Genomic DNA, 13,802 nt, shown 5'->3' with positions numbered 1-13,802 from the left:
TCAGGAGTGATCCGCATGACGGGAACCGGCGCCGCCGACGGCAGGCGTGAACCGGCGACGTTGGAGCCCAACGACATCGACGCTCTGCGTCGCGCGTACGCGGCGACCTACCGCGGCCCGCACGGGGATGCGCCGGCTGCTGACACCGCGGTCACCGGCCAGGCGGACGTGTCCGCCGCGGGCGAGGTGGTGTCCGAGGACCTGATGGCGGCTCACCGTCGGTTGGCGCAGTCCCGCGATGCGGGCGAGACGCTGGTCGCGACGTACGGGGCCGACGATGCGGTGGGTCCGGCCATCCAGGTGGTGACCGAGCAGGCGGCGATGATCATCGACTCGGTGACCGTGCTGCTGCACCGGCTCGGGGTGACCTACCGCGCGATCATGAGCCCGGTGCTGCGGGCGCATCGGGACGGCTCCGGTGAGCTGCTCGAGGTGCGGCCCGCCGAGGACGGCGGGGACGGCGTCGACGAGACGTGGATCCACATCGAGCTGTCCGACACCGCGGACCGGTCCGCGGTGGCCGAGGCCACCCGGCTCATGCCGCGGATTCTGGCCGACGCCCGACAGGTGGGGCTGGATGGCAGCGCGATGGTCGCCCGGGTGCAGGAGCTGGCCAACGACGTGGAGGCCGACAGCGGTGGCCGCTACAGCGCATCCGACCGCAAGGACGTCGCCGCGCTGCTGCGCTGGCTGGCCGACGGCCACTTCGTGCTGCTCGGCTGCCAGCGCTGCCCGGTGACCGACGCCGAGTCGACGGTCGACCCCGACAGCCGGCTGGGGGTGTTGCGGCTGCGCGAGGACGACGCACTGCCCCCGCTGACCCGCGACGGCGATCTGCTCACCCTGGCGCAGGCTACCATCCCGAGTTTCGTTCGCTACGGCGCCAATCCGTACGTGGTGGTGATCCGGGAGCAGACTTCCGGATCCCACGACGCTGTCGAACACCGCTTCGTCGGCCTGTTCACCGTGGCCGCGATGAACGCGAATGTGCTGGCCATTCCGCTGATCTCGCGGCGCGTCAACGAGGCGCTGGCGATGGCGCAGCGCGAACCCAGCCACCCCGGGCAACTGCTGCTCGACATCATCCAGACCATCCCGCGGCCGGAACTGTTCGCGCTGGGCGCCGAAGAGCTGCTCGAGATGGCGATGGCGGTGATCCACCTCGGGTCACGGCGCCGCGCCCTGCTGTTCCTGCGGGCGGACAGCCTCGCCCAGTTCGTGTCCTGCCTGGTCTACCTGCCGCGTGACCGGTACACCACCGCGGTGCGGCTGGCGATGCAGGACATCCTGGTCCGCGAGCTGGGCGGGGTGGGCATCGACTATTCCGCCCGGGTCAGTGAATCCCCCTGGGCGGTCGTGCATTTCACGGTCCGACTGCCGGAGGGTTCGCGTCCCGGCGATCTGGACATCTCGCGCGGCAACGAGGAACGCATTCAGCGTCAGCTCACCGAGGCGTCCCGCACGTGGGGTGACCGCCTGCTCGGTGCGCTCACCGGCGGTGAACTCGACCAGGACGTCGCCGAGCACTACGCCGCGGCGTTCCCTGAGGACTACAAGCAGGCCGTCACTCCCGCCGAGGCCATCGGCGACATCGCGATCGTCGAGGCGCTGGAGGACGATTCGGTCAAGCTGGTGTTCACCGAGGGCGGCGACCACCGCGGCGGCCAGCTCACCTGGTACCTGGGCGGGCAGTCGGCCTCGCTGAGTCACCTGCTGCCGATGCTGCAGTCGATGGGGGTGGTGGTGCTCGAGGAGCGCCCGTTCACCGTCACCCGACCCGACGGTCTGCCGGTGTGGATCTACCAGTTCAAGATCTCACGGCACCGCACCATGCCGGAGATCTCGCGCGACGAGGCCGAACGCGAAGACACCGCAGCCCGTTTCGCCGACGCCGTGGTCGCGATCTGGCACGGCCGCATGGAGATCGACCGGTTCAACGAACTGGTCTTGCGCGCCGGCCTGACCTGGTCGCAGGTCGTGGTGCTGCGCGCCTACGCCAAATACCTGCGCCAGGCCGGGTTCCCGTACAGCCAGTCGCACATCGAATCGGTGGTCAACGGCAACCCCCACACCGCGCGGTCGCTGGTCGACCTGTTCGAAGCGCTGTTCGACCCCACCGACGGCGCCGGGCACCGCGACGCGCAGGCCGCGGCCGCGGCGGTGGCCGCCGACATCGACGCGTTGGTCAGCCTCGACACCGACCGGGTGCTGCGGGCCTTCGCCTCGATGATCCAGGCCACGCTGCGCACCAATTACTTCGTGACCCGCCCGGAGTCGGCGCGGGCCCGCAACGTGGTGGCGATGAAGCTGGATCCCGGCCTGATCGATGAATTGCCGCTGCCCAGGCCGAAATTCGAGATCTTCGTCTACTCGCCGCGTGTCGAGGGGGTGCACCTGCGGTTCGGGTACGTCGCGCGCGGCGGGCTGCGCTGGTCGGACCGTCGGGAGGACTTCCGCACCGAGATCCTCGGCCTGGTCAAGGCGCAGGCGGTGAAGAACGCGGTGATCGTCCCGGTGGGCGCCAAGGGCGGATTCGTGGTCAAGGAACCGCCGGTGCCGACCGGCGACGCCGCCGCCGACCGCGACGCGCAGCGCAACGAGGGCGTCGCCTGCTACAAGCTGTTCATCAGCGGTCTGCTCGACGTCACCGACAACGTCGACAAAGCCACCGGTGACGTCACCCCGCCGCCGGAAGTGGTGCGCCGCGACGGCGACGACGCCTACCTGGTGGTCGCCGCCGACAAGGGCACCGCCACATTCTCCGACATCGCCAACGAGGTCGCGCAGTCCTACGGCTTCTGGCTGGGTGACGCGTTCGCCTCGGGCGGATCGGTGGGCTACGACCACAAGGCGATGGGCATCACCGCCAAAGGCGCCTGGGAGTCGGTGAAACGCCACTTCCGCGAGATGGGCGTCGACACCCAGACCGAGGACTTCACGGTCGTCGGCATCGGCGACATGAGCGGTGACGTGTTCGGCAACGGCATGCTGCTGTCCGAACACATCCGGCTGGTCGCCGCCTTCGACCACCGTCACCTCTTCCTCGACCCGAATCCCGACGCCGCGACGTCCTTCCGTGAGCGGCGCCGGCTCTTCGAACTGCCCCGCTCGTCGTGGGAGGACTACGACGAGTCGCTGATCAGCGAGGGCGGCGGGGTGTACAGCCGCCAGCACAAGTCGATCCCGATCAGCCCGCAGGTGCGCGACGTCCTCGGCCTCGACAGCAGCGTCGAGGAGATGACGCCGCCCGCGCTGATGAAGGCGATCCTGCGGGCACCGGTCGACCTGTTGTGGAACGGCGGCATCGGCACCTATGTGAAGGCCGAGACCGAATCCGACGCCGACGTGGGCGACCGTGCCAACGACCCGATCCGGGTCAACGGCAACCAGGTGCGCGCCAAGGTGATCGGCGAGGGCGGCAACCTCGGCGTCACCTCGCTGGGCCGCATCGAATTCGATCTGGCCGGGGGGCGGATCAACACCGACGCGCTGGACAACTCCGCGGGCGTGGACTGCTCCGACCACGAGGTCAACATCAAGATCCTGATCGACCAGCTGGTCACCGCCGGCAAGGTCAGCGCCGAGGAGCGCACCGACCTGCTGCTGTCGATGACCGACGAAGTCGGCGAGCTGGTGCTGGCCGACAACCGCGACCAGAACGACCTGATGGGCACCAGCCGCGCCAACGCGGCCAGCCTGCTCAACGTGCACGCGCGAATGATCAACGACTTCGTCAAGCAGCGCGGGATGAACCGTGAGCTCGAGGCGTTGCCGTCGGAGAAGGAGATCCGCCGCCGCACCGAAGCCGGCATCGGGCTGACCTCCCCGGAGCTGGCCACGCTGATGGCGCACGTGAAGTTGGCGATGAAGGCCGATCTGCTCGGCAGCGACCTGCCCGACCAGGACGCCTTCGCCTCCCGGCTGCCGCGCTACTTCCCGTCCACGCTGCGCGACCGGTTCGCCGCCGACACCCGCAGCCACCAGCTGCGCCGGGAGATCGTCACCACGATGCTGGTCAACGACCTCGTCGACACCAGCGGCATCACCTACGCCTACCGGGTCACCGAGGACGTGGGGGTCGGCCCGGTCGACGCGGTGCGCAGCTTCGTCGCGGTCAACGAGATCTTCCGCGTCGGGGACGTGTGGCGGCAGATCCGCGCAGCCGACATCCCGGTGTCGGTGAGTGACCGCATGACCCTGGATTTGCGCCGGCTCATCGACCGGGCCAGCCGCTGGCTGCTCAACTACCGGCCGCAACCGCTGGCCGTCGGCGCCGAGATCAACCGGTTCGCCGACAAGGTCGCGGCGCTCACCCCGCGCATGTCGGAGTGGCTGCGCGGCGACGACGAGGCGATCGTGGAGAAGGAGGCCGGCGAATTCGCCGCGCAGGGCGCGTCGCGTGAGCTGGCGTACACGGTGGCGACGGGGCTGTACCAGTTCAGCCTGCTCGACATCATCGACATCGCCGACATCGACGACCGTGACCCGGCGGAGGTGGCCGACGCCTACTTCGCGCTGATGGACCACCTCAACACCGACAGCCTGCTCACCGCGGTGTCGCAGCTGCCGCGCGGCGATCGCTGGCATTCGCTGGCGCGCCTGGCGATTCGCGACGACATCTACGGCTCGGTGCGGTCGCTGTGCTTCGACGTGCTGGCGGTGGGCGAACCCGGTGAGACCGGTGAGGAGAAGATCGCCGAGTGGGAGATGACCAACGGCTCCCGGGTGGCGCGGGCGCGGCGCACGCTCACCGAGATCTACGAGGACGATGACCGGGACCTGGCGACACTGTCGGTGGCGGCGCGCCAGATCCGCAGCATGACGAGAACGAGTGGAACGGGGTCTTCCGGGTGACGACCGCAGGATTCGTGGCGCCGGTGCACGTGCGATGGTCCGACATCGACATGTACCAGCACATCAACCACGCGACGATGGTGACCATCCTCGAAGAGGCCCGGATCCCGTTCCTGCGTGAGCCTTTCGAGGCGGACATCACCACCGTCGGGCTGCTGATCGCCGAGGTGAACATCTCCTACAAGGGACAGCTGCGGCTGATCGACTCGCCGCTGCAGGTGACGATGTGGTCCAAGCGGGTGCGCGCCGTGGACTTCACCATCGGCTACGAGGTGCGTTCGGTGGGCGCCCCGGCCGACTCCAAGCCGTCGGTGATCGCCGAGACCCAGCTGGCCGCGGTGCACATCGACGAACAGCGGCTGGTGCGGTTGACCCCCGAGCAGCGCGACTACCTGCAGCGCTTCCTGCGATGACGGCCGCCGAGCGGGGGATCTGGCTGGCCGACGCCGGGCAGCGTGACGACCTCGCGACGTTCACCGAGCGGGCGTTGCGCCTCGACGACGCGGCGGTGGTGCGGCTGCGGGAACGCGCCGACGGCGCCGTGGTCGCCTGGGTCGCCACGGGTTTCGACGTACTGGCCAGCCGTGTCGTCGGAGGAACGCTGCGGCCGGCCGACCTGTGCGCGGGCGCCGACGCGCTGGCGCGCGGTCTGGCGGCGATGGACGACACCGGCTTCGTCGACACCGGGTTCCCGATGGACTCGGCCTGGCGGGGCGCGCTGCCGCCCGACGCCGGATTCACCCACCTCGACGACGTGCCCGCGCGCGTGATGCTCGACCTGGCCCAGCGCGGTAGCGCGCTGGCCCGCGAGCACAGCAGCGCGCACGGGCCGCCGGCGTCGCTGCTCGACCAGGACGTCGTCGCGGTGACCGCGGGCGACGACAGCGTCGGGGTGCCGATGCGATGCGTCTTCGCGCTCACCGCAATGGGTTTCCTGCCGCAGCACGGCGACGCGCTGCCTGCCGACGAGATCGTGCGGGTGCGCACGCTGCCGAACTGGTTGCGCATCGACGCCCGGTTCGGGTCGGTGGTGCGGCGCCGGGGCGACCCGGCCGTCGTGCTGCGCTGATCAGACCAACCAGGCCGCGGCGTTCGGCGGCAGCGCGCCCGCCATCGGCTCGGCACTGGTGAACAGCACCTCGCCGGCCGGCAGCGGCACCGCGCGCGGCGAGGCATTGAGCACACAGGTCAGCCCCCCTTCGGTGCGGAAGCGCAGCACACCGTCGCGGGCGGTCAGGTCGGGCAGCGCCTGCCCGGCGAACTCGGGGCGTTCGCGCCGCAAGCGCAGCGCCGCGTGAAAGAAGTGCAGCGTCGAATCGGGGTCGGCCAGCTGGCGTTCGACGGTCAGCGCCGCCCACTCCGCCGGCATCGGCAACCAGGTGTCAGCGGTGGTGGAGAACCCGAACGGGGGAGCGTCGCCGCTCCACGGCATCGGCACCCGGCAGCCGTCGCGGCCGCGTTCGGTGCGCTCGGAGCGTTCCCACACCGGGTCCTGCAGCACCTCGTCGGGCAGGTCGACGTTGGGCAGCCCGAGTTCCTCGCCGTTGTAGACGAACACCACCCCCGGCAGCGCGAGCATCACCAGCGCCATCGCGCGGGCCCGGGCCAGCCCGAGCGTGCCGTCGCCGTAGCGTGACACCTCCCGCTCGACGTCGTGGTTGGACAGCGTCCAGGTCGGGGTCGCGCTCTCCAGGGCGACCGCGGCCAGCGAGTTCTCGATCGAGTCGCCGATCTCCTCGGCGTCGAACTCCGCGCGCACCAGCCGGAAGTTGAAGCCCAGGTGCAGCTCGTCGGGCCGCAGGTAGGCGGCGAAGGCCTCGTTGTCGTACACCCACACCTCGCCGACCGCGACGGCGCCCGGGTAGTCGTTGAGCACCGAGCGGATGTGGCGGTGGATGTCGTGGACGTCGGCATGGTCGAACCGGGGGTCGGTGCCCATGTCGGCCAGCAGCTTGTTCTCGGCGATCTCCATATCGGGCAGGTCCGGCGGTTTGGCCATGCCGTGCGCGACGTCGATGCGGAACCCGTCGACCCCGCGGTCCAGCCAGAACCGCAGCGTCTTCTCCAGGTCGGCGAACACCTCGGCGTTGGCCCAGTTCAGGTCTGGTTGCTCCGGGTCGAACAGATGCAGGTACCACTGACCCGGCCGCCCGTCGCGGTCGACGGTCCGCGTCCACGCCGGCCCGCCGAACACCGACACCCAGTTGTTGGGTGGGCGGCTGCCGTCGGGTCCTTCGCCGTCGCGGAACAGGTAGCGCTCCCGTTCGGCGCTGCCCGGGCCCGCGGCCAGCGCCGCCCGGAACCACGGGTGCTGGGAGCTGGTGTGGTTGGGCACCAGGTCCATGGTGATGCGGATGCCGCGGTCGTGGGCGGCCGCGATCAGCCGGTCCAACGCCTCGATCCCGCCGAACATCGGGTCGATGTCGCGGGGGTCGGCGACGTCGTAGCCGTGGTCGGCCATCGGGGACACGGTCACCGGGTTGAGCCACAGCGCGTCCACCCCGAGGGTCGCCAGATAGTCGAGCCCCGCGGTGACCCCGTCGAGGTCACCGACGCCGTCGCCGTCGCTGTCCCGGAACGAGCGCGGGTACACCTGATAGAAGACGGCGCGGGACCACCACGGCTCTGTCATTGCGCCCATTGTGGCCGTCTGGGCTCAGAACGGCGAGTTGACCATCGACTGCGCGGCCATCTCCAGATAGGCGATCAGTTCCCGGCGGTGCTCGTCGTCGAGGGTCTGCGAGTCGATCTCGGCGACCGCGGTGTGCATGCAGCGCAGCCAGGCGTCGCGCTCGAGATAGCCGATGCGAAACGGCGCGTGCCGCATCCGCAGGCGGGGGTGTCCGCGCTGGTCGGAGTATGTCCGCGGGCCGCCCCAGTACTGCTCCAGGAACATCCGCAGCCGCACCTCGGCGGCCTCCAACTCGTCCTCGGGGTACAGCGGCCGCAGGATCTCGTCCTCCCGCACCAACTCGTAGAACCGGGCCACGATGCGGTGGAACGTGTCGTGGCCGCCGACTTCGTCGTAGAACGAGTGCGCTGGAACCGTCACGGTTCCATTGTGGCCTGTCGCGGACGCGGCCCCGGCAGCCCGGGAGTCGTCACCGGATGTTCACGGGACTGACCTGCGAACACAGCCCGAATTGTCGTGCGATCGTCGCCGATCCGTGGTGGACTGTCGCTCGGAGGACGTATGGCGCATCGCAAGAAGAGCCCGTCGAACCCGGCGGGTCACAAGCGTGCGGCCGCGGCCGGCCCCCCGGGTCCCGCGGCGTCACCGCGCGTCCTGCACACCCTCGAGCCCGCCGCGCCGGTCCATGAGGCCTCCCTGTGGGGCCGGCGCCGGGTGCTGCTGCTCAATTCGACCTACGAGCCGCTCACCGCGCTGCCGATGCGCCGGGCCGTGATCATGCTGATGTGCGGGAAGGCCGACGTGGTCCACGACGATCCGGGCGGGCCGGTGATCCACTCCGCCACCCGCAGCATCACCGTGCCGTCGGTGATCCGGTTGCGGACGTTCGTTCGGGTGCCCTACCGGGCCCGGATCCCGATGACGCGCGCGGCGCTGATGCACCGCGACCGGTTCCGCTGCGCGTACTGCGGCGCCAAGGCCGACACCGTCGACCACGTGGTGCCCCGCAGCCGCGGCGGCGCCCACTCGTGGGAGAACTGCGTGGCCGCGTGCGCGCCGTGCAACCACCGCAAGGCCGACCATCTGCTGTCCGATCTGGGGTGGACGCTGCGCTCGGTGCCGCTGCCCCCGAAGGGGCAGCACTGGCGGCTGCTGTCGTCGGTCAAGGAACTCGACCCGGCCTGGGTGAGATACCTGGGTGAGGGCGCGGCCTGAGAGCGCGGTGGGATACGGTTTGCAATCGTGACCCCCGTTCTGCATTCCCTCTTCGTCCTCGTGCCGTTGGGGCTGGCCGCGGTTCTCGCGCTGTGGATCTTCCGTACGAAGGGCCCGCACCCCGCCAGCTACAAGATGAGCGAGCCGTGGCGGCACGCACCGATCCTGTGGGCGGCCGAGGAGCCCTCCGGGCACCACACGGCCGCGACCGGGCGCAGCTTCAGCGGTGAGTCCGCCGCGCACGGCGGCAACGTCGGTGAACACGGAACACACCCCGTGACGATTGGAGGCGGCGCAAGTGGCAAGTGGTGAAGTAGCGGTCACCGGACACCGGGCCGCTCTCGAGCGGGCGGACCTGCCCCGCGGTTGGGCGATCACCACCAGCGGGCGGCTCTCCGGCGTCACCGAACCCGGCGCGCTGTCGGTCGACTACCCGTTCCCCACCAAGGACCTCGTCGTCCTCGACGACGCCCTCAAGTACGGCTCGCGGGCGGCCAAGGCACGGTTCGCGGTCTACATCGGGGACCTGGGCGCCGACACCGCCGCCACGGCGCGCGAGATCCTGTCCAAGGTGCCCACCCCCAGCAACGCCGTACTGCTGGCGGTCTCCCCGGAACAGCACGCCATCGAGGTGGTCTACGGCGTCGACGTCAAGGGCCGCGGCATCGAGCAGGTCGCACCGCTCGGCGTCTCGGCGGCCGCCGCGGCGTTCAAAGAGGGCAATCTGATCGACGGTCTGGTCAGCGCCGTGCGGGTGATGAGCGCGGGCGTCTCGCCGCACTGAGTCTCGTGACCCAGCGCCCATGGTCGTGATCCACGCGGATCGACGACCATGGGCGCTCTGTCATGCCTCGACGGCCGCCAGCATCCGGCGGATCTCGACGTAGCGCTCGAGGAACCGGCGCTCGTCGAGCCGCCTGCGGCGCAGCCAACCGGTGACCTCGTCATTGCACTTGCTGGTGTTGCACGACGCGCACGCAGGCACCACGTTGTCGACGGTGTAGCGCCCGCCTCGGGAGATCGCCATGACGCAGTCCTTCTGCAGCGGTCGGTCGGTCGCGCCGCAGTAGGCGCAGCCCTGCCACGCCTGTTTGAGCGCCGCCCACTGCCCGGCGGTCAGATCGTTGTCCGCCAGATCCATCCGGCGTTTGCGCCGACGGGCCGCGCGGGCCCTGCGCGTTCGACTGACCGCCACCGGGACAGCATGGCAGCGTCGGGCTAGGAGATGTCGAAGCGACGCGCCCGCAGCGACCGTTCGACGCCGGCGCGGCCCTCGAGCACCAGTCGGCGCAGCGCCGGCGGCACGTCACCGGCCAGGAAGCGGTCCGCGGCCGCCAACCCGTCCTCGCTGATGTCCCACGACGGGTACAGGCCGATGACCACGGTCTGGGCGACCTCACTGGAGCGGCGCTCCCACACGCCGGAGATCGACGCGAAGTACTTCTCGGTGAACGGGGCGAGCAGCGCCTGCTGACCGGGCTGGACGAACCCGCCGACGATGGCGCGGGTGGTGATGTTGGCGAGCGTGTCGTCCTCGATCACCTGCTGCCACGCGGTCTCTTTGACCGCGGGCTGCGGGCGGGCGGCCGCCGCGGCGGCGGCGTGACGCCGGCCGGCGGCCGTGGGATCGCGCTGCGCCTCGGCGTCGATGAACGGCGTCTGCGGTCCGTCGGCGTCGATGTCACCGGACCGGGCCAGCGCGGTGACGATGCGCCACCGCAGATCGGTGTCGAGGACCAGTCCGGCGAGATTCACCTCGGCGGGCTCGTTGTCGAGGAGCGTCGCCAGCACCGCGACGTGGTTGCGCGACACCACCGACGCGCACAGCGCGTTGACGAACGCCAACTGGTGGTCGGATCCGGGAGCCGATTCGCGCGCCAGGTCGAGCAACCGGTCGCAGAACGACGGCCACCCCGCCGACTGCGCCCATTCCGGATCGGCGTAGGAGTTCAGCGCCGTCTGCGCCTGCAGCAGCAGCCGCTGCGCGACACCGACCTCGGTCTCGGCCTGGATACCACTCATCACCAGCGCGACGAAGTCGCGGGCCATGAGCTCGGCCTCCCGGGTCATCTCCCACGCCGCCGACCAGGCCAGCGTGCGGGGGAGCGGTTCGGCGATGTCGGCGATGCGGGTGAGCACGGTCTGCAGCGAGTCCGGATCGAGCCGAAGCGCGCAGTAGGTCAGGTCGTCGTCGTTGACCAGCACCAGCTTACCGCGCGAAACGCCGTGCAGCCCGGGCACTTCGGTGACGTCACCCTCGACGTCGAGTTCCTCGCGGTGCACCCGCACCAGCTTGCCCGTCGCCGGGTCGTCGTCGTACACACCGACCGCGAGGCGGTGCACCCGGGTCTCACCGGCGCCGGGTGCGGCCCCGCTCTGGGTGATCGCGAAACGGGTGAAGCGGCCGTCGGCGTCGACGTCGAAGTCGGCGCGCAGCGTGTTCAGCCCGGTGGTCTTGAGCCACTGCCTGCCCCACCCGGACAGGTCGCGGCCCGACGCCTTCTCCAGCGCCCCGAGCAGGTCACCGAACGTCGCATTGGCGAACGCGTGGTCGCGGAAGTAGTCGCGCAGGCCGGCGAGGAACTCCTCGAGGCCCACATAGGCCACCAGCTGCTTGAGCACGCTGGCGCCCTTGGCGTAGGTGATGCCGTCGAAGTTGACCTCGACGGCGGCCAGATCGGGGATGTCGGCGGCCACCGGGTGGGTCGACGGCAGCTGGTCCTGCCGATAGGCCCAGGACTTCTCCACGTTGGCGAAGGTGGTCCACGCCTCGGTGTACTCGGTGGCCTCGGCCTGACACAGCACCGAGGCGAACGTCGCGAACGACTCGTTGAGCCACAGGTCGTCCCACCACTGCATGGTCACCAGGTCGCCGAACCACATGTGCGCCATCTCGTGCAGCACGGTCTCGGCGCGCCGCTCGTAGGACGCGCGGGTGACCTTGCTGCGGAAGACGTAGTCCTCCAGGAACGTCACCGCGCCGGCGTTCTCCATCGCGCCGGCGTTGAACTCCGGCACGAACAGCTGGTCGTACTTGCCGAACGCATACGGCACCCCGAAGTTGTTGTGGTAGAACGTGAAACCCTGCTTGGTCTCGGTGAACAGCCGGTCGTCGTCCATGAATTCGGCCAGCGAGCGCCGGCAGAACAGGCCCAGCGGGATCTCGCCGTGCTCGTCGCGGTACAGGTCGTCCCAGCGGGCGTAGGGCCCGGCGATCAGCGCCACCAGATAGGTGCTCATCCGCGGGGTGGTCACGAAGACGTGGGTCTTGGTCGGGGCCGACGAGGCGGCGTTGTCGCGGCTGCCCTCCAGCGCGCCGTTGGACACCACCTCCCAGTGCGCCGGCGCGGTGACCGTGACGTCGAACGTCGCCTTGAGGTCGGGCTGGTCGAAGCAGGCGAACATGCGCTTGGCATCGGCGGTCTCGAACTGCGAGTACAGGTACACCTCGCCGTCGACCGGGTCGACGAAGCGATGCAGACCCTCACCGGTGTTCGAATAGCGGCAGTCCGCGTCGACGACCAGGACGTTGCGCTCGGTCAACCCGGTCAGCGGGATGCCGGTCGACTCGTCGTAGCCGGACACGTCGATGTCGTGGCCGTTGAGAGTCGCCGAGCGGATGGTGTCCGCGGCGATGTCGATGTGGCTGTCCGCACCGGCGAGCGCCTCGAAGGTCACCGTGGTCACCGAATGGAACGTCGTCTCACCCGGCGCGCCGGATCCATCGGTGAGGTCGAGGTCGATGCGGTAGTTGTCGACGGTGATCAGCGCGGCGCGCTCGACGGCCTGGTCACGGGTGAGGTTCGGAAGTGCCACGCCGTCCAACCTATCGGGCTAGGGCAACCGCGTCGTCTGCAGCCAGCGCAGGAACGTGCCGTTGCCGATCGAGGACATCATCGACGGGCAGTACATCTGGATCGCGATGCCGGCGAAGAAAGCCGCCACCTCGGGCGGGACACCGTCGTTGCGGACGGTCGCCACCACCTTCGCGAAGTCCTTGCCGGGTTCGACCAGCATCGGGCACAGCCGCTTGCCCAGCGCGACCGCGTCGACGGGATTGCCGTACTGCACGCCGGCGCGGTTGAGCGCCGAGAGGAAGGCGTCGTCGATCGGATCGGCCGCGGCGGCGGGGGCCAGCGCGATGGTGCCTGCGGTCAGGGCGGCGACGGCGGCGAGCGCCCACCCGGATCGTGCTGTTGCGGTCATGGAGAGCTCCTCGGTTCCGGGTACCCGAGCAACACTGGTTGACTTCTGTCACAGCAACAACACGGTCCGGTCACCGTTCGCGCACTATGCGTGTCCCCGGGTGGATGCCATCGGCCGGGACGCTATGGAACCCGCGCCGTCCGGGAACACTCCACGGGGAAGCGAAGTTGTGCTGAACGGTAGTGCGCCCCCGCTGACGAAAGGACCTCGCCGATGGCCGAGAAGTCGAAGGCCGATTTCTGGTTCGACCCGCTGTGCCCATGGTGCTGGATCACCTCTCGCTGGATCCTCGAGGTCGAGAAGGTCCGCGACGTCGAGGTGAGCTTCCACGTGATGAGCCTCGCGGTGCTCAACGAGGGCCGCGACCTGCCCGAGGAATACCAGGAGGCGATGAAGAAGGCATGGGGTCCGGTGCGCGTCGCGATCGCCGCCGAACAGGCCAAGGGTCCCGAGGTGCTCGCCCCGCTCTACACCGCCATGGGCACCCGCATCCACAACAACGGCGTCGAGGACTTCTCGGTGGTGATCGCCGAATCGCTGGCCGAGGTCGGCCTGCCCGCCGAACTCGCCGAGGCCGCGACCTCCACCGAGTACGACGAGGCGCTGCGTGCCAGCCACCATCGCGGCATGGACCCGGTCGGCGAGGACGTCGGCACCCCCACGATCCACGTCAACGGCGTCGCGTTCTTCGGGCCGGTGCTGTCGAAGATCCCGCGCGGCGAAGAGGCCGGCAAGCTGTGGGACGCCTCGGTCACGTTCGCGTCGTATCCGCACTTCTGGGAACTGAAGCGGACCCGCACGGAGTCGCCGTCGTTCGACTGAACGGGTGCGCGTGACCCGCGGTATGGGGTACTAAGGGGTCACTCGACGGCACTGCCGGGTGCCGTCGCCCCCT

The 13,802-nt window shown here is 69.9% G+C and carries 12 protein-coding genes; 7 read left to right on the top strand and 5 right to left on the bottom strand.

The annotated features are described in order from the left end of the window. Nucleotides 1–15: 15 nt before the first annotated feature. Genes E4P42_RS07265 through E4P42_RS07255 form a run of 3 tightly spaced genes read left to right on the top strand, consistent with a single transcriptional unit; the run spans nt 16 to nt 5,923 of the window. Entirely contained in the window at nt 16–4,854 is a 4,839-nt protein-coding gene (locus E4P42_RS07265; protein ID WP_135124545.1) for an NAD-glutamate dehydrogenase, read from the top strand. Next, nucleotides 4,851–5,267, top strand: a complete 417-nt coding sequence (locus E4P42_RS07260) for a thioesterase family protein (RefSeq protein WP_135124543.1) — start codon at nt 4,851–4,853, stop codon at nt 5,265–5,267. Before E4P42_RS07265 ends, E4P42_RS07260 begins: the two co-directional genes overlap by 4 nt. Next, a complete protein-coding gene (locus tag E4P42_RS07255) occupies nt 5,264–5,923 on the top strand; it encodes a hypothetical protein (RefSeq protein WP_135124541.1) in 660 nt (219 codons plus the stop codon). The genes E4P42_RS07260 and E4P42_RS07255 overlap by 4 nt, the downstream gene beginning before the upstream one ends. Here E4P42_RS07255 and E4P42_RS07250 read toward each other — a convergent pair whose 3' ends face one another. Together E4P42_RS07250 and E4P42_RS07245 are read right to left on the bottom strand one after the other, a co-directional pair. Beyond that, nucleotides 5,924–7,486 (bottom strand): glycoside hydrolase family 13 protein, encoded by a 1,563-nt coding sequence (locus tag E4P42_RS07250; protein ID WP_135124539.1) that lies wholly within the window; start codon nt 7,484–7,486, stop codon nt 5,924–5,926. 24 nt (nt 7,487–7,510) lie between these two features. Beyond that, nucleotides 7,511–7,906: a globin gene (locus E4P42_RS07245; RefSeq protein ID WP_135124537.1), complete on the bottom strand. Its 396-nt coding sequence runs from the start codon at nt 7,904–7,906 to the stop codon at nt 7,511–7,513. 141 nt (nt 7,907–8,047) lie between these two features. Here E4P42_RS07245 and E4P42_RS07240 point away from each other — a divergent pair, with 141 nt between their 5' ends. The 3 genes from E4P42_RS07240 to E4P42_RS07230 are packed head-to-tail and all read left to right on the top strand — an operon-like array spanning nt 8,048 to nt 9,485. Beyond that, complete coding sequence (locus E4P42_RS07240; protein ID WP_135124535.1) at nt 8,048–8,701, top strand: HNH endonuclease; 654 nt, start codon at nt 8,048–8,050, stop codon at nt 8,699–8,701. 24 nt (nt 8,702–8,725) lie between these two features. Beyond that, complete coding sequence (locus E4P42_RS07235; RefSeq protein WP_371286997.1) at nt 8,726–9,013, top strand: hypothetical protein; 288 nt, start codon at nt 8,726–8,728, stop codon at nt 9,011–9,013. Continuing rightward, on the top strand, nt 9,000–9,485 hold the full coding sequence (locus tag E4P42_RS07230) for a DUF5130 domain-containing protein (RefSeq protein WP_135124533.1): 486 nt from the start codon (nt 9,000–9,002) through the stop codon (nt 9,483–9,485). Before E4P42_RS07235 ends, E4P42_RS07230 begins: the two co-directional genes overlap by 14 nt. Before the next feature lie 60 nt (nt 9,486–9,545). Here E4P42_RS07230 and E4P42_RS07225 read toward each other — a convergent pair whose 3' ends face one another. From E4P42_RS07225 to E4P42_RS07215, 3 genes are read right to left on the bottom strand one after another with little or no spacing between them, the layout of a single operon-like run. Further along, nucleotides 9,546–9,896 carry an HNH endonuclease gene (locus E4P42_RS07225; protein WP_135124531.1) on the bottom strand — a complete coding sequence of 117 codons (351 nt, stop codon included), beginning with the start codon at nt 9,894–9,896 and terminating at the stop codon, nt 9,546–9,548. Between the two features lie 23 nt (nt 9,897–9,919). Further along, entirely contained in the window at nt 9,920–12,517 is a 2,598-nt protein-coding gene (gene pepN, locus E4P42_RS07220) for an aminopeptidase N (RefSeq protein ID WP_135124529.1), read from the bottom strand. A gap of 18 nt (nt 12,518–12,535) precedes the next feature. Next, on the bottom strand, nt 12,536–12,907 hold the full coding sequence (locus E4P42_RS07215; RefSeq protein ID WP_135124527.1) for a DUF732 domain-containing protein: 372 nt from the start codon (nt 12,905–12,907) through the stop codon (nt 12,536–12,538). 213 nt (nt 12,908–13,120) lie between these two features. Between E4P42_RS07215 and E4P42_RS07210 the strand changes: the two genes are divergently transcribed. Then, a complete protein-coding gene (locus E4P42_RS07210) occupies nt 13,121–13,729 on the top strand; it encodes a DsbA family protein (protein WP_135124525.1) in 609 nt (202 codons plus the stop codon). Nucleotides 13,730–13,802: the final 73 nt, after the last annotated feature.

The organism is Mycobacterium sp. PS03-16 (assembly GCF_004570325.1).
Classification (GTDB): Bacteria; Actinomycetota; Actinomycetes; order Mycobacteriales; family Mycobacteriaceae; genus Mycobacterium.
This window is presented reverse-complemented; position numbering and strand designations above follow the sequence as displayed.